Below are 15364 nucleotides of genomic sequence, written 5' to 3'. Positions count from 1 at the left end.
GCGTACCAGGAGGGCCATGCGGAGGTTCAGAGGCCCGGCCCCCCGGGGCCGGACTGGGTCATCGAACGCGGCCTCAACCGCGACAGTCCGCCCGTCACTGTCCACGTTGCCGGCTGCAACACGGCCGGGAAGCGAGCACGGGGCGTACCGCGCAACGACGCGCCGCCCAGCAGTGACTGCGGGAGTCCGCGCTCGGCCTGGAGCTTGCCGGCGAAGGCCGAACGTCCCTGTGCGTGCGAGGCGACCCGCGAAAACATCAACATGCTGCTCGCGGACAAGCTGTGGCACGAGGCGCTCCCTGGACCAAGGCCGGCTCACCCGTTCCCCCTCTGCGACCGTCTCCCTGTCTCCGGCAAGCGCTCCAGGATCCGCTGGACGGGTCCGAGAAACCGTAGCGACCACGCGATCCGGCGCGAATCCCTCTCCTCGGGCGGGGCGTTCAAGACCGTGACGATCTGGCGCAGGACTCTGACCGTCCCGAGGAGCAGGCGGGGGCTGGGCCGCAGGGCGAGCACGGAGGTGATCTGCCCTGCAAGGCCTGGCCACTGCTGCTGCCAGGCTAGTTGCGCGGTGATCCGTACGGCCGCAGTGATGGCTTCCCGGTTGGCGGGCAGATGGTCCTGGAGCAGGGCTATGACCGGGCGGGCCAGGTCGATCTTTGCGTCGCTTTCGGAGAGGGCGAACTGGATGGCGAACGCCTTGGCCAGGGAGTCGGTGGCTTCCTCATAGCGCCGCCCGTACAACTGGACCACTGCGCGGCCGGCCAGGCTCCACGGGTAGCTGGGGCTGTCCGACAGTGCCCGGTCGAATGCAGCTTCTGCTTCGTCCAGGCGGCCCGCTTGCCACAGGAGCCATCCCCTCTGGGCGAAAATCTCTGCTCGCGTGTTGTCCCGGGTCTCGGCGCGTTCCAGAGCTATCAGGGCTTCGGTGTCCTGCCCGAGACTGTGCAGGGCCCAGGCCCGCACGACATGGGGCCACGCAGCGTCGTCTGCTCGGTCCTCGCCCGTGGCGGCCAGCGCGGAGTCGATCTCCTCGAGCGCCTGAGAGTAGCGTCCGGTGCTCAGCAGGGCGTCAGCGAACCAGACGCGTCCCCATACATCGTCCGGAACCACCTCGACGTACCGGCGGAGGTCGCGGATTGTCTCGTCCCACCGGTCCAGCATGCGCAGGCACAAAGATCGCTCGTAGTACGCCCATCCGTACCGGGGGGCGATCGCGAGCGCGCGGTCCAGGCAGGCGAGCGCCTCCTCGTACCGCTCGCTCAGGCGGAGGAGGTTGCCTCGCATTGCCCATGCTGCGTTGTGTTCTGGATCGAGCTCGATGGCGGTGGTGAAGTCTTCGATTGCGCCCTCGGAATCACCCGCCCACCGCCGCGTGTGTCCCCGGCACAGATGCACCCAGGATGAGTTCGGGTCGAGCCGGACGGCTCGGTCCATGTCTCCGAGTGCTTCGTCGCGGCGGTCGAGTCGGATGTGGGTGAAGGCCCGGTCGATGAATAAGCTGCTCCGTTGGGGATCCAGGGTGATAGCGGCGGTGAAGTCGGCGAGTGCTTGTTCAGGGCGATGCGCGTCCAGATGTGCCTGGCCCCGGACGGCACGGGTGCTCGCTTCACCCCTGGCTGTCAGGCCGGGGTGGCCGAGGAGGGTGTCCAGGACGGGAACGGCGTCCACGGTCTGTGCCTCGCCGGAGGCTTCAGTCAGGCGGTGGCCCCATTCCGTCAGCGGGACGTCGTCGGTGTCCTGACCTGCCTGCAGGAGCATCTGGGCCCAGCGGCGCACCAAGCCGTCTCTCAGCCCGCAGGTCTGCGCAGTCTCCAGGAGCGCGCAGGACAGGGCGCGCTGCGGATCGGCGCACAGGAGGTGGTAGGTCTCGTTGAGGCGGTGGGTCCGCCACTCCGCGTCCTCCCAGTGGTCGTCGGCAAAGGACTCGGTCTCCCGTGCTTCCCGGCGTTCACGGTGAATTGCCGCGAGTGCCTCGTGCGCGGCGCGCCAGCGGGCGGGTGACTGGACCCGCTGGAGGCGGAGCATGGAAGCGCGGACCACATGGTGGTATCGGCACTGGCCGTTGCGATCGCTGACGAAGGCAAGCGTACGAATCCAGCTGTAGGGGGCCGCCGACGCGTCCGGCACGGTCTTGCGATAAATCTCCTCGTCGAACTGGAGGGGTAGGGCGCACAGTCTCGCCGCCGCCCGGCGCGCGGGGTCCTGCTCCCATTTCAAGAAACGTCCCACCGCCGTCGCCGACGGGTCATTCACGTCCCCGGCCGAGCGGGGGCGGCTCTGGGCCAGCATATGGACAAGAACCGGCAGTCTGCCCGACAGCCGTAAAATCACCTGCACGACCTGCTCGTCTGAGATGCCCTGGTGGGCGAGCAGTGTCATCGCCTCCGCCTCAGTGAACACGTCCAGAGGCACATCCACTGTCAGGTCGCGTACCGCTTCCCAGCATAACGACGTCAGTGGTCCTTGCCCGGACACCACAATCTGCACATTCAGCGGCAGCTCCACGGTCGACTCGGCAGCCGCGACAGCACACAGCCAGTCGTCCAGGGCGGCCCCTGACCGTTCGTACACGTCGAAGATCAGGACTATCCACGGCCGGTCCGATGCCGCCCCGGCCAGATCCTCCAGGAACACTGGAGTCAGGCGCCCTACCGGGTCGAGAACGAGCCGGACGTCGTCGTGAGATCTCATCCGGGCGCTGACCGCCGCTCTCATCCGGTCGGCGGCCTGAGCCACCGGCGCCGGATCGATCGCGCCCGCCAGAGCTCCCACCACCGGAAGCGTCCCGAGGCCGGCCAGTCCCGCCTGCACGAGGAGCGTGCTGGACCCCGACGCCTGGGTAACTTCCCCGCCTGCACCGTCCTCGGATTCCTGTTGCTCAGCGGCGAGGGCGATCTGCGCCTCGTGGGCGCTCTGCCGGAATCTGCTTAGCATCTTGTCGAACCGTTTCAACTCCAGTCCCTGTCGGGCCAGTTGCGCACTGACCGTCTCCATCGCGCTCAGCGGGCTGTGCACACTGTCGTCGAGGTACGCGGTCACCGCGCCTGCCTCGGCCGCGGCGGCCTCCCACTGGCGCACCAGCCAGGTCTTGCCCACACCGGCGTTGCCGTGGACATGGAAAAGGAACTGGTAGTCGGGGTCACCGGGCTTGCGGGCCAGATTCTCCTTGAACACATTCAGCTCGCTCTGCCGTCCCACAAAGCCGGTGCTCCGCCGCCGACGGATAAGTTCACGCCGCGACGGACCCTGCTCAGTCATACGCCCCACCCCCGGCGGACAGTATGCCGAGGGGTGTGTCATCGCCGGAATGGGTCAGCGGGATGAAGAGGCGCTCGTGGGACCCCGAACACCTCGACTACGTCCGCCGAGGCCGTCGACAAGACCAAACGCCGCCGTACACCGACCGTCGTCACCCGCGCCGAGGCCGATGTCCTGGACGTGCCCGAACTGTCGCCCGCGATGCTCGTGGAGCGGCTCACCAGTGACGTGACCGGACGTCCCGTCGAGTACGTGCACTCGCTGCACCGCGGGGACCGCTATCGCATCGTCTCCCGTCTCACCTTCGGTCCCACCGCGGCCTGCGCGGAGCTGGTGGGGGACCACCACCAGGGCATCCCGCCCAGCGACTTCGGCCGCCTCGGCCCCGTCGCCTCCTCCACCCGGGGCGACGTGCAGCGCACGCCGGCGCACCCCCTGGAGGGAGCTTTGTCGGGCACGCGTCCTGCCGGGTGGACACCGAACTGGAGCTGGGGTGTCGTTGTGTCACGCGGATACCGGTCGGGCGAGGTGTGGCCACTGTGCGGGAGCACCCACGCGGCGTGGGGGTGTCGTGGGTCGTGTGCCGGCCGACGGGGCGACCGGTACACCGGCACCGTCTATACCGTCGACCGGACGGCGGAGATGTCGAACTGCAGCCGGACCTTCTCACTCACCATGGAGCCGCCCGCCTTGAGGCGCTGGTTGTAGACCAGGCCCCACTCGGTGCGGTCGATGGTGGTGGTGCCGTCGAAGCCGGCTCGTTCGTAGCCGAAGGGATCCACGACCGAGCCGAGGTAGTCGAGTTGCAGGTCGACGGGCCGAGTGACGTTCCGGATGGTCAGGTCCCCGGTCATGCGGAAGCTCTCTCCGCCCTCGTGCACGGTGGAGGTGCTGCGGACCACCGATCTCGCCGGGCGGTGCCCGACGACACCGTGAATGCGACCTTGCCCCCGGACTACACCACGCTCCTGTGTGTTCGTTCCGGCCCCTTTGGCGGCGGCCGCAGTAGTCTCTCCGACGTCCACGCGGCGGTAGCGCGGCTGTCGGAGGACAACCGCGCGCTGCTGGCCGAGCCGGCCTTCCACTACGGGACCTTCTTCGACCTGTTCGGTGTGGGCGAGGAGTACAAGCCGTTTCCGGTCCTGGACGCCTCCGACCCGGGCAAGGGGTTCGTCCGGTTCACCGCCAAGATGCTGGGGAGGTCGGAGCTGGGCCAGGCGCACGCCGACGCTGCGAGGGAGCTCGCAGAAGAGCTCGTCCGGGAGCAGGTGCGCTTCATGCTCCAGCCCGGGGACTACCTCATCGTGAACCAGCGCCGTTTCCTGCACGGTCGGGAAGCGCTTCACGTCGGTCAGGAAAGTGTTCCGGCCGCCGATCGGCGGCTGCTCCTCCAGTTGTTCCTGCGTGCGGGGGCCGGCGCCCGGCTCGGTCGCGTAGCCGGCCGACGCCACCGGTGACCCACCGAGTCCCGCTCCTGGGTCCAGCCCTCAAGCACGCGGCTCGGCTACCGGGGCGGGCCTGGTTGGGCACACCCAGAAACGGCTGCGTACCGGGCTTCCCGGGCCCGCACGCGTTAGATGCGCGAGTTGCGCAGGGACTGCCCTACAGCACCGGCCAGCGCCCGCGTCGCCTGCGGGACCGACAGATCCTCGTGCTCGCGGTACAGCGACCAGTTGTACTTGACCAAAGACATCTTGTTGGAGGACAGCGATCCCGTCTGGCCCGCTCGGTACACGGCGAGCGGTTCGGCCAGTCCGCGGGCGTCGGCGCCGTCTCGCATGATGCTCAGCCACAGTGCGTAGTCCTGGCGCTTGCGCATCTCGGGCATCAGCCGGGTGCCCAGGGCGTTGCGGTCGTACATGGCGGTGAGGGCGCCGATGTAGTCCCGGCGCAGCATCGCGCGGTAGTCCACGTGCCCGCGCGCGGATCACCCGCCCGTTGGGGACCCGTCGGTGCTCTCGCCGTCGTAGTCGGCGTCCATCTTGTAATAGCTGGTGAACGTCAGCGGCGCATCGCCCTCGGCGGCGAAGGCGAGCTGCTTCTCGGTCTTCTCCGGCAGCCACAGGTCGTCGGAGTCGAGGAACGCGACGTAGTCCCCGCGGGCCCGCTCGATCGCGAGGTTGCGGGCCCGGCCCGCACCGCCGCGCTCGGGCGCTGTCTTGGGCAGTACGCGCTCGTCCTGGGCGGCGAACTCCATCAGCAGGTCCATGGAGCTGTCGGAGGACTGGTCGTCGGTGACCAGCAGCTCTACGTCAGCGTGCGTCTGCGTGAGCACCGATCGGACGGCTGCGCCGAGGGTGGCTGCCGAGTTGTAGACAGGCATCACGACAGACACCAGGGGCACAGCACTTCTCTTTGCCAGACCAGGAACGACGGTCCATTCAAACACCGCCATCGAGCAGGAGCTGCCATGCAGATAGTTTGCTGGTCAGGGCTACGTAGGGCTCCCCTGGCCGTACGCGCCGCAGAGGTGGGGCACCGTGTCGTCGGCTACGACGTGAACCCGCACCGCGTCCAGCGGCTCGCCGCCGGCCAGTCCTGCGTGCGGGACGTGGCCTCCTCGCGGCTTCGCCCAGTGCTGGACTCCGAGGCCTACTCCACGACCGCCGATGCTGCCGCGCTGGCCGGCTTCGACATCGCGGTGATCACCGTGCCGGCCCCGCTGCGGGACGGCGTGCCCGACCTGACCTACATCGAGTCCTGCGCCCGGACACTGGGTGAGTACCTGCGCCACGGCGCGACGGTGGTCCTGGAGTCCAGGAGCTATCCCGGCACCACCGAGGAGCTGCTGCTGCCGACCCTGGAAGAGGCCTCGGGCCTCAAGGGCGGGGCAGACTTCCCGGCCGGCTTCAGCCCCGAGCGGATCGGAAACAAGCGGTGGTCGCTCGACGGGACGCCGAAGCTGGTGTCCGGAATCGACGCCGCATCGCTCAACGTGATCAAGGACTTCTACGACGGCATCTTCCAGACCACGGTGCCGGTGTCGGGGCCGAAGGCCGCCGAGCTGGCCAAGCTGCTGTAGGAGAAGGCCAGGCTGGCGCGGGCGGTGAGGGTGAAGGGGTGGTCGCCACCCAGCAGACGCTCCGCGTTGTCGGCCATGCTCTTCCAGTAGGTGGCAGCGGTACGGGCCAGGCCTGCGTCGGCTCGCCGGCGATGGCGTGGGTCGGGTCCCGCAGGGAGGCGCTGACCTGGACCGGCCCCGGAGGTGAGCCGACCTGGCACTCAACCTGGCTTCCCCGAACCACTGAGGGAGCCCCGTCATCAGGTGACGGCACGATCAGTCCAGAGCCGAATGGTTGGTATGGGGCTGGAGAACGGCTGCGAACTGCCCGTGTTGGCTAGGCCGAGTTCGACGGCTGAGTTTCGGCGCCCAGGGGCGGGGGATCCTCGCCGCATGGGACGTCCAGCGCGGTGGGGGGCCGTCGTTGTAGCGACGGCCGTGATATTCGGAGTGTGTTTCGCACTCGCCCGGGAGGATCCGTTCGGCTGGCTGCCGGAGAAGGATGCCGGGGCCTTCGCGGGTGCCGTGGCCGCAGCCGTCGTGGCCTGCGGGTCCTGGTGGGCCGGCGGTTCCGGCCAGCCTCGGAGGTCCGTGGTGATCCGCGGCGAGGCGGATCGTCGTGGCGAGGTGCTTCAAAGGGGGTGGGGCGCTGGTGAGGAGAACGTCGATCTGACCGGTCGGGCCGACCGCAGCGGGCGCGTGGTGCAGGACCGGGAGGGCAATGGAAGAGCCGCCCCGCCGGACCGGGGTGAGCAGGGTGGCTCGTAGTGACTGCCGACCGGCGGGGCAAGCGGCCTGCAACGCAATGGGACGTGTCGATCAAGGCCGACCGGGGCGGCAGCGCTCAGTTCTTCGCGGGGAACGCGTACCAGTCCTTCCCCGCTCCGCCGATCACCGCGCTGAAGGCACTGCCCGACGCGCCGGACGTGCTGGTGGGCCGGGACCAACTGGTCGGAGAACTGCTCGGGATCCTGGAGCCCGGTGGGCCGAGAGCCGTGCTGGTGGCCGGGCTGGCCGGGGTCGGAAAGAGTGCCCTAGCGCTGACGGTGGCCCAGCGGGCCTTGGAGCGCGGTACGCCGTGCCCTGCTGCGCCGGCGGCCTACCGTGACGTCCTGGCGCAGCCTGCTCGAAGCGGCCCGTTCCGAGCATGCACGCCGCGCTTGGTCGGCTGACCGGGCTGAAAGAGCGGCTCATTGACCGAGGTGGCGCCGCCCGCGACGGGCACGTGGTCCAAACCCCGGTAGGGGCGGCGCCCAGGCGGACATCGTCATCACCGCGCCCGAGGACAGGGTGCCGCTGCTGTTCGTGGAGATCGACAACTGCTTCGAGTCCGCGCAGGTCCTAGCCGCGAAGATCGACAAGTTCATGCGGTCTGGCCAGCGGAAGATGAAGGACGTCGACGGCCGTGAGCGGCCGGCTGCTGCCGCTCGTCTTCAACCGCGTCGGCTCGCGCAACCCGAACACCGTCATCGCGCAGCTGGCCGAGCTGACCCGCCGGCATCGGCAAGGTGAGGCGCACGACGGCTTCCGCATGTACGACGGCAAGCTCCCCATCGTGGTCACCGGCAGCCTGCCCGGCAGCACACCGAACGGGACTGGTGGATGCCGAGCTGTCCGTGCGACGCTGCAGAGACGAACCAGCCTGGTCTGGTGAGGGGCCCCGCGCCGCCCTTCAAGGTCACCGTGCCGGTGACCGGGGCGCGGTGCGGGTTGTCTTGCTCGGCTGTACGCGGCCCCATGTCGCGTGCTTGACGCCCTCCCCGTGAAGGGCGTGATGGGCTCGACCCCGGAAGGGGCGAACCATGAGCGATTTCACCGTGCTGACACAGCAGCACCCCGACTGCACCCTGATCACCGTGAGAGGGGAAATGGACCTGCAGTCCTGTCCCCAGCTGGCGCGGGCTGCGGCCATCATCCCCTTGGGCGACAAGCCGCTGTGCCTGGACCTGTCAGGGGTCTCCTTCATGGACTCCAGCGGGCTGAACCTCCTGGTGATGCTGCGCCGGCGCCTGCACGCCGAGGGCGGCCGCCTGGCCGTCACCGGGTTGCAGTCCCAGCCCGCGCGGCTGCTGCAGATCACCGAGACTTATGACCTGTTCGCGGCCGACTCCGGCCAGGCTCTAACAGGATGAGCTGAGGCGCAGCGAAGTTCAGCCCGCCGGCGTGCCGAGCACGGTTAGGTCAAGCGCGACTCCCACATGCATGGCACCGTATGAGGCCGCCGAGTGCGCGTGACGGCCCGTCCTGTCTGAGCGCTGAGTGTCGCGTGAGTGTGCGGTCGTGCGGTTTCGGGGCGGGTGTGTGGCTGTGTCGTGGTCATCGTCGGGACCGAGGCGACAGCGCGGGCGGTCTCATATCCGACGACATACCGGGTCGATGGTTACTCGGGTGGAATGATCGAGCCCAGGCTCCCGGCGAACGTCGGCCACTACGAAGACGTCTTCCGGAAGATCGACGGCGTCTGGTTACTCGCCAGCCGCACTGCCTTCCTTCCCTTCGGCGGCGGAACGGAACGGCTCCCCGTCGCGGATGCATCACCCGCCTGACAACACCGCTTTGCGGCCCGGCGACCGTGCCGGCGGGAAGACCTCAGGTCAGGTGTAGACGTTGCGTCCGTACTCCTCGCGGCTCACCTGGAAGTCGTCCGGCCGGTCGCAGCGGAGCTCCTCGTACCGGACCCCGAAGATGTCGATCGCTTCGTGGAGCGTGCAGCCAAACGCGTCCATTATCGCCTTGAGCGCCAGAACGATCCGATGGTCCAGGATGTGGCGGTCCACGCTCTCGGGCAGCTCTTCCATGGGCTGACCGTACCGACAGGCGTTCGACCGCGCCGGTCAATATCGCCTTCCATCCCGTTACCGGCGAATGCGGGCGCGCCCCTGCCGGAGTGGTCGCTGGGCCTGGTGATCAGCACCTCGGTGGTGGTCTTCACCCGTGGCTCAGCCTTTCGCTCGCCTGGGCGGTAAGGCGTTGGGGCCGGCCCTGGAGTCGGAGCGGGACGTTCTGCAGCACGCTTCAGCAATTGGTGTCACTGGGTGGCAGGCCTCCGGTCTTCAGGTAGTAGTTGACTGCCTCGTCGATACAGCGGTTCTTCGGGGCGAAGAGACCGGCGTAGACGGTGTGGTGGAAGGCGCCGCGCAGGGTGACCAGGCGGGAGTTCTTCAGGTCATGGTGTGCCGCCAGTTGGCCCTGGTAGGTGGTCGCCGGGTCCCCGGTGGCTCCCACCATCAGAAGGGGCACGTCGTTGTGGACTTCGGTGGGAGGCTCCGCGGGGGTGACCGACCAGAAGGCGCAGGGTGTCACGGTTCGGGTGAGGGGTCCGAAGATGGGATCGTCGGCGCGGTGTGCCTGGATGTTGCGGTAGTAGGTTTCCGGGTTGCGGGAGGTGGCTGCTCGGTCGGCGCACTGGATTGCGGTCTGGACGGCAAATGTTCCGTCCGTGTCCGGGGCGGTCAGGTCGGTCAGGACCTGGTCCAGGGTTTGGGTGGGGATGACTTTGTGGCCGTGAGATGCGCTCACCAGGACACGGACGTCCGCGGAGTAGCTGGCGTACGCCTCGTCGCTGTCCCCCGCGGTGGCGTTCCACAGGAGCTGGGGCAGGTTCTGGCTGTTGACCGTGTGGCTGCCGACCTGGATCGGGGCGAGGTTGACAATCTTGTTGAGTTCGTTGATGGCGTTCATGACCTCGGTGGCGGTGGAGCCGAGGTGGTAGGTGCGGTCGTGGCGAGCCGCCCAGGCCGCCCAGGCCTGTAGTACTCGGGTGACGGGCGGGCCGAGGGTGCTCGTCAGGTCCGGTCCGTAGTCGTCGGCGTTCAGGGCGCTGTCGAGCACCACCCGGTCGACACGGTTCGGGAAGAGCTGTGTGTAGACCTGTCCGAGGTATGTGCCGTAGGAGGAGCCGAGGTAGCTGATCTTTTTCTCGCCGAGGGCGGCACGGATCACGTCAATGTCGCGGGCGGTGTTGCGTGTCGAGGCGTGGGGCAGGACGGATCGGTGGCTGTCGCAGCGGGACGCCAGGTCCTTGGCCAGCTTCACGGTCTTCTCGAATGTGCCGCGGTCGGGTCCGGCGGAGCCGATGCTGACGGTCGGCCAGTGGCAGTTGAGGGGCGTGCTGCGTCCGACGAACCGGGGGTCCATTCCGATCACGTCGTAGTTGGTGGCCAGCACGGGTGCGGCATGCCGCAGCTGGAGGGCGAGGTACCTGACGGGCACGCCAGGGCCTCCGGGGTTGTAGAGCAGTGTGCCGTGCCGGTGGGCGGTGTTTGTGGCCCGCAGCCGCGATATGGCGACCTTGATGGTCCGGCCGTCGGGGTGCTGGTAGTCCAGCGGCACGGTGATCTCGGCGCACTGGGCTCCGGCCTTGTCCAGCTCCGCGCCCTCGGGGTCCTTCGGTCCGTTCTTACAGCTGTGCCAGGCGATCTCCTGGTGCTCGAACCTGGCCGGCCCGTCGTCCCCCGCGGCACTTTCGTTCTGGGGCGTGCACGAGGTGATCAGGGACGTGCTCGCCAGGGCCGCCGCGGCGGCGGCCGCGGCTCTTCTGCGTACTCGCAGCATGATCTCTCCTTCAAACTCTTCGGAACAGGACGGGAGACACCATCGACAGCGGTCCGTCAGCTGCTCCACCCGTCGAATGCCGAAGCTAGATCGTGGGACGAGACCGGCACATCAGCTCTCGGTCGGTCGTTCGGAGGCCATGCCGACGGCGGCGCACTCCTTACGCCGGATGCCCTGTAACGGGTCACGACCTGCGGTTTCGGCGGCAGAGCCGTACCCCGTCGGGGAGCTCTATCTACGACTGAGGGCTGAATTCCGGGCGGACGGGGGCGCCTGGGCGGCGCCCGGGCCACCGACGCGGCGGAGCGTGAGCGCAGGCCAGCGGCCATCTTTGCCACTGGGGTAGGTACCGCGACTCCTTCTGAGGTGGCAGTCCCAGAGGGGCTTGTTCAGACGATGGGCTCATGTGGGCGAGAAATCGGCGACCTAGCGTTGTGCACCGTCGCAACCGTCAGCCCTGAGGAGACAAAAGCGTGATCACAGCTAGAGCACTCACCAAACGCGACGGGGAGAAGACGGCTGTCTCGGATCTCGCCTTCTCCTGCGCCCTGGCGTCGTGACCGGGTTCCTCGGGCCGAACGGCGCCGGCAAGTCCACCACGATGCGGATGAACCTCGGCCTGGACGCCGCCCACATCGGGCCGGGTCACCGTAAACGGCAAGCCCTACGCCGCACATCGTGCGCCGCTGCACGAGGCCGGGGCCACGCTGGAGGCCCGGTCAGTGCATACCGGCCGGTCCGCCTTCTACCATCTGCAGGCGATGGCGGCGACGACAGGGATCCCGCGCAGCCGGGTCGGGGAGGTCAAGACCGATGACACTTCAACGGTTCGCCGACACGCTGCTGTCCGCGCGAGCAGTAAAGGCCGTGCTGAGCGCCGGTACCCGGGTTCCGCCCTTTGCCTGGGATTTCCTTCTGGTGGCCCTCCTGTCCATGGCGACGCTGCCTGTGGTGGCCGGAGAACCAGTGGCGGTGACGGTCAGCGCCGGGCTCCTGCTGCCCCTGATCTGGCGGCGCCGGGCTCCCTGGGGGGTGTTCTGTGCCGTGGCCGCAGCGGCGTTGGCCCAGTGGCTGGTGGGCTACCAACTGCCTGCGGCGGTCACTTTGCTGGTGGCCCTCTACACGGTGGTCGCGCACTCGACCCGGCACTACCTGGTGGTGGCTTGCCTCGTCATGGAGGGCGGCATACTGCTGGCCTGCCAGCGCTGGGCGGCTGAGGGCCGTTTCTTGTCCTCCGCCGTCGTGCTGAACGCGCTGGCCGCCGCTGCTGCCTTGCTCGGAGCGAACACGCGCGCACTCAAAGAGCGGGCAGCATATCTCGAACACGAATGGGACCAGCAGGCGCGGCTGGCGGTGGCCGAGGAGAGGGGACGAATCACCCGTGAGATGCACGACATAGTCACCCACAACCTGTCCGTCATGGTTGCCCTGGCCGACTCCGCTCCCTACGCACAGTCGGCCGACAAGGCCTCCGCCGTACTACTCCAAATCTCCGAGACGGGCCGACAGGCTCTGACCGACATGCGGCGTGCCCTGGGTATCCTGCGGGCGGACGAACCGGACGCGGAGCGTCACCCCCTGCCTGGCATGGCCCAGTTGGAGGACCTCGCGGACCAGATGCGCGCCGCCGGAATGCCAACGCGCCTGGAAGTCCGGGGCGACCACACCACCGTTCCCGTCACCGCGCAGCTGACGGTCTACCGCTTGGTGCAGGAAGCCTTGACCAACACGCTCAAACACACGCCTCGCGGCACCCAAGCACAGGTGAGGATCAGTTGCCAGGCCGAAACCATCACGGTCGACGTCATGGACGACGGCCCCTACCGAGGACACCCCGACGCCCCGTCCGGACACGGTATCCGCGGCATGCGTGAGCGAGCGGCCGCCTATGGCGGGGCACTCCAGGCCGGACCGCTCCCGAACGGCGGCTGGCACGTCTGCACCCGCCTCGACCTCAGCAGTGGAGCGGACGTGGCCGTATGACGATCCGCGTCCTGCTCGCCGACGACGAGGCGCTGCTGCGCATGGCCTTCACCACGGTCCTCGACGCCCAGCCGGACATGAAACCGGTCGGCGGCGCCGCGGACGGTGACGAAGCCATCCGGCTCGCCCGACAACTGCGTCCCGATGTCGTCCTCATGGACGTCCGCATGCCCGGGACGGACGGAATCGAGGCGACCCGGCGGATCATCCGGGTCTCGCCTCAGAGCAGAGTCCTCATCCTCACCACCTTCGACCTCGACGAATACGCGTTCGCCGGGCTCAAGGCCGGCGCATCGGGCTTCCTGCTGAAGAACGTCCGGCCCGAGGAACTGCTCACCGCCATCCGCAACGTCGCCGCGGGCGACGCGGCGGTCTCGCCCCGCATCACCCGCCGCCTGCTGGAAAACTTCTCCGCCCACATCCCCGGCGGCGGCAGCGACCGGCGGGAGGAACGGCTGCGTCTGCTCACCACCCGCGAGCGCCAGGTACTCGTCCAGGTGGCCCGCGGCCTGTCCAACGCGGAGATCGCGGCCACGCTGTACCTCGCGGAGGCGACCGTGAAGTCCCACCTGGGACGAATCCTGCAGAAGCTCGAACTGCGCGACCGCGTACAGGCTGTGGTCTTCGCCTACGAAAGTCGTCTCGTTCACCCCGACTGAAATCGAAATCTCCGCGGTGGCAGGGCGCTGTGGAGATCAGGCTGAAAACGGCCCCTGGCGGAAACCAGGGCCGGCTGCGTCGGTAGAACTGCGCAGTGGGCTACTGCACCTCAGAGCATCGACACCACCGAGCGCGACGCACTGGCCGACCAGCTCGGCCAGTGCTCCAACACACCCATCACCGTTGCCCTCGCCCGCTAGAGCGTGTCTTCTTGGTGGGTTGATCAGTTGATCGGATGTGTCTGTCCGGTTGGTGATCACTGATGCGATGTGGGACCGGATCGAGCCGCTGATGCCGGCCGATCCGGTCCGTGGACGACGGTGGGCCGACCACCGCCGGACCTTGGAAGCCATCGCGTGGAAGTATCGCACCTGCTCACCCTGGCGCGACCTGCCAATAGAGCTCGGACCCTTTCAAACCGCGCACAAACGCCTGATCAGATGGGCCATGGACGGCACATGGGCACGAGTCCTGACGGCGGTCCTTGCAGCAGCGGATGCCGGTGACGACGTGGGCTGGACCATCTCGGTGGACTCCACCGTCTGCCGGGCTCACCAGCACTCTGCCGGAGCCAGAAAAAGGGGGCGCCTGGCCGGTCCGAGCCCGAGGACCACGCACTCGGACGTTCCCGCGGCGGATTGAGCGCGAAGGTCCACCTGGCCAGTGACAGCCGGGCACGGCCTCTGTCCATCCACGTCACCGCGGGGCAGGCCCGTGACACGCCGGCCTTCGAGGCGGTCATGGCCGGGATGGGTCCCGCGGAGCGGACTCGTCAGGCCAAGAACCCGCCCTGCTGTCGTCCTTGCGGATCGCGCTTACTCTGCCCGCGCGATTCGTGGGCACCTCCGTCGACGCGGCATCCGTGCGGTCATCCCGCAGCCCGCCGACCAGATCGGCCATCGACTGCGGCGAGGTCGCGCAGGAGGCCGCCCACCCGCCTTGGATGCGGAGACATACAAGGAGCGCAATGCCGTCGAGCGGTGTATCGCCCGGCTAAAGCAGTGGCGCGGCCTCGCCATGCGGACGGACAAACTCGCCATTGCTTACCAGGCCGCCCTCCACCTCGCCGCCATTCTGATGTGGACCCGCACCTGACGAAGCCACAACGAAGTAGCTAGGAGGAGCCGTCTTCCTCGATGTTGGCAATCATCGTGCGCAGCACCTTGAGTGCGGCCACGTACTCCTGGTTGCTGATGCCCTTGTGGATCTCCGTGCGCAGCTCCGTAGCCAGCCCGCGCAGCCGGATTCTGGCAGCTTCGCCTGCATCAGTGAGGTGCAGGTTCTGTCCGGCGTCGATACTTAGCCAGCCGCGGTGGAGCAACTGGTCGATGACCCGAGGGATCTCTTGCTGTCCGTCCGCAAGGGGGGTCAGCTGGGTGACCACCTCTTCACGACTGGGTGCCGTGGGGCCGCCAGTAACTCGGTTGAGTACCCAGTACTGCGGCTGGGTGACATCGATCCTGGCCATGGCGTCACGCAGACGCCGCGTCACAGTCTCGTGGACGAGGCCAGCCCAATAGCCGATGGGCTGGCTGGCCAACATGTCGTCTGGGGCAGCCGGATCAGCCGGCGCCTGGTCGGTGATGCTGCCGCTTAACGGTTTCATGATCGCGACGCTATACCCCCATTGTCTCCGTGGATACTGCCGACCGCTGGATCTCTGCCTCCAGCACTGCGCGGCCTGGCAGGGCGCACCGAAAGGCTCGCCAGCGTCGCCGATTCACCCATCTCGCCTGTAGTTCGTATCGCCTCCCCGCCAACCAAAGAGACATGCCCTAACGAGCTCGTGCACGGTAGGCGGTGAGGCGTCGTGTGCCTCGGTGGGACCTGGCGTTTCACATTGTTCGTGCCGGGGCCAGGTCGGCGGTCTGCTGGTGGGACAGCAGGGCGGCGACGGCTTGCACGG

Annotated in this window: 10 protein-coding genes and 8 pseudogenes; 12 read left to right on the top strand and 6 right to left on the bottom strand. The window is 68.1% G+C overall.

Annotation, left to right across the window (positions count from 1 at the left end; translation table 11 throughout):
- Positions 1 to 60 precede the first annotated feature (60 nt).
- Positions 61 to 150: pseudogene (locus IG05_RS49945) on the top strand (hypothetical protein); the annotation flags it as partial.
- A gap of 164 nt (positions 151 to 314) precedes the next feature.
- On the opposite strand, the gene IG05_RS0115855 reads toward IG05_RS49945, so the two are convergent.
- Complete coding sequence (locus IG05_RS0115855; RefSeq protein ID WP_158838882.1) at positions 315 to 3260, bottom strand: tetratricopeptide repeat protein; 2946 nt, start codon at positions 3258 to 3260, stop codon at positions 315 to 317.
- Positions 3261 to 3392: 132 nt separating this feature from the next.
- On the opposite strand from IG05_RS0115855, the pseudogene IG05_RS49235 reads away from it, so the two are divergent.
- Positions 3393 to 3677: pseudogene (locus IG05_RS49235) on the top strand (UTRA domain-containing protein); the annotation flags it as partial.
- 200 nt (positions 3678 to 3877) lie between these two features.
- Here the strand turns inward: IG05_RS49235 and IG05_RS0115850 are convergent.
- Positions 3878 to 4153, bottom strand: a pseudogene (locus IG05_RS0115850) (YceI family protein); the annotation flags it as partial.
- A gap of 24 nt (positions 4154 to 4177) precedes the next feature.
- On the opposite strand from IG05_RS0115850, the gene IG05_RS0115845 reads away from it, so the two are divergent.
- On the top strand, positions 4178 to 4717 hold the full coding sequence (locus tag IG05_RS0115845; RefSeq protein WP_051789876.1) for a TauD/TfdA family dioxygenase: 540 nt from the start codon (positions 4178 to 4180) through the stop codon (positions 4715 to 4717).
- Between the two features lie 116 nt (positions 4718 to 4833).
- On the opposite strand, the pseudogene IG05_RS42170 reads toward IG05_RS0115845, so the two are convergent.
- A pseudogene (locus IG05_RS42170) lies at positions 4834 to 5604 on the bottom strand (glycosyltransferase family 2 protein).
- A gap of 126 nt (positions 5605 to 5730) precedes the next feature.
- On the opposite strand from IG05_RS42170, the gene IG05_RS0115835 reads away from it, so the two are divergent.
- The 5 genes and pseudogenes from IG05_RS0115835 to IG05_RS0115815 all read left to right on the top strand — a co-directional run bounded on the left by IG05_RS0115835 (position 5731) and on the right by IG05_RS0115815 (position 8393).
- Positions 5731 to 6282: a hypothetical protein gene (locus IG05_RS0115835; RefSeq protein ID WP_234335871.1), complete on the top strand. Its 552-nt coding sequence runs from the start codon at positions 5731 to 5733 to the stop codon at positions 6280 to 6282.
- A gap of 746 nt (positions 6283 to 7028) precedes the next feature.
- Positions 7029 to 7277 (top strand): annotated as a pseudogene (locus IG05_RS50260) (hypothetical protein); the annotation flags it as partial.
- A 58-nt stretch (positions 7278 to 7335) separates the two neighbouring features.
- Positions 7336 to 7458 (top strand): annotated as a pseudogene (locus tag IG05_RS45120) (WhiB family transcriptional regulator); the annotation flags it as partial.
- Positions 7459 to 7666: 208 nt separating this feature from the next.
- On the top strand, positions 7667 to 7915 hold the full coding sequence (locus tag IG05_RS0115820) for a hypothetical protein (RefSeq protein WP_030343087.1): 249 nt from the start codon (positions 7667 to 7669) through the stop codon (positions 7913 to 7915).
- 148 nt (positions 7916 to 8063) lie between these two features.
- Positions 8064 to 8393, top strand: a complete 330-nt coding sequence (locus IG05_RS0115815; RefSeq protein ID WP_051789874.1) for an STAS domain-containing protein — start codon at positions 8064 to 8066, stop codon at positions 8391 to 8393.
- Between the two features lie 462 nt (positions 8394 to 8855).
- Here IG05_RS0115815 and IG05_RS0115810 read toward each other — a convergent pair whose 3' ends face one another.
- On the bottom strand, positions 8856 to 9059 hold the full coding sequence (locus IG05_RS0115810; protein ID WP_030343083.1) for a hypothetical protein: 204 nt from the start codon (positions 9057 to 9059) through the stop codon (positions 8856 to 8858).
- Positions 9060 to 9276: 217 nt separating this feature from the next.
- The gene (locus IG05_RS0115805; protein WP_030343081.1) at positions 9277 to 10815 is read right to left on the bottom strand and encodes an alpha/beta hydrolase; all 1539 of its coding nucleotides are present in this window, start codon (positions 10813 to 10815) and stop codon (positions 9277 to 9279) included.
- Positions 10816 to 11288: 473 nt separating this feature from the next.
- Here IG05_RS0115805 and IG05_RS49230 point away from each other — a divergent pair.
- The 4 genes and pseudogenes from IG05_RS49230 to IG05_RS45105 form a co-directional block, all read left to right on the top strand.
- Positions 11289 to 11622, top strand: a pseudogene (locus IG05_RS49230) (ATP-binding cassette domain-containing protein); the annotation flags it as partial.
- A 6-nt stretch (positions 11623 to 11628) separates the two neighbouring features.
- Complete coding sequence (locus IG05_RS0115800) at positions 11629 to 12798, top strand: sensor histidine kinase (protein WP_051789873.1); 1170 nt, start codon at positions 11629 to 11631, stop codon at positions 12796 to 12798.
- The gene (locus IG05_RS0115795) at positions 12795 to 13457 is read left to right on the top strand and encodes a response regulator (RefSeq protein ID WP_030343078.1); all 663 of its coding nucleotides are present in this window, start codon (positions 12795 to 12797) and stop codon (positions 13455 to 13457) included. The genes IG05_RS0115800 and IG05_RS0115795 overlap by 4 nt, the downstream gene beginning before the upstream one ends.
- A gap of 238 nt (positions 13458 to 13695) precedes the next feature.
- Positions 13696 to 14553 (top strand): annotated as a pseudogene (locus IG05_RS45105) (IS5 family transposase).
- Between the two features lie 19 nt (positions 14554 to 14572).
- Here IG05_RS45105 and IG05_RS0115785 read toward each other — a convergent pair.
- Positions 14573 to 15064: a MarR family winged helix-turn-helix transcriptional regulator gene (locus tag IG05_RS0115785; protein ID WP_030343074.1), complete on the bottom strand. Its 492-nt coding sequence runs from the start codon at positions 15062 to 15064 to the stop codon at positions 14573 to 14575.
- Positions 15065 to 15364: the final 300 nt, after the last annotated feature.

It is taken from the genome of Streptomyces sp. NRRL S-1022, assembly GCF_000720135.1.
Lineage (GTDB): Bacteria > Actinomycetota > Actinomycetes > Streptomycetales > Streptomycetaceae > Streptomyces.
The sequence above is the reverse complement of the archived record's forward strand: the minus strand, read 5'-3'. Positions and strand labels throughout refer to the sequence as shown.

Bases quoted from the DNA above. Each gene is read 5' to 3' on its own strand.
- IG05_RS0115855 (WP_158838882.1), bottom strand. From the start codon at position 3,260: ATGACTGAGCAGGGTCCGTCGCGGCGTGAACTTATCCGTCGGCGGCGG.
- IG05_RS0115815 (WP_051789874.1), top strand. From the start codon at position 8,064: ATGAGCGATTTCACCGTGCTGACACAGCAGCACCCCGACTGCACCCTG.
- IG05_RS0115810 (WP_030343083.1), bottom strand. From the start codon at position 9,059: ATGGAAGAGCTGCCCGAGAGCGTGGACCGCCACATCCTGGACCATCGG.
- IG05_RS0115805 (WP_030343081.1), bottom strand. From the start codon at position 10,815: ATGCTGCGAGTACGCAGAAGAGCCGCGGCCGCCGCCGCGGCGGCCCTG.
- IG05_RS0115800 (WP_051789873.1), top strand. From the start codon at position 11,629: ATGACACTTCAACGGTTCGCCGACACGCTGCTGTCCGCGCGAGCAGTA.
- IG05_RS0115795 (WP_030343078.1), top strand. From the start codon at position 12,795: ATGACGATCCGCGTCCTGCTCGCCGACGACGAGGCGCTGCTGCGCATG.
- IG05_RS0115785 (WP_030343074.1), bottom strand. From the start codon at position 15,064: ATGAAACCGTTAAGCGGCAGCATCACCGACCAGGCGCCGGCTGATCCG.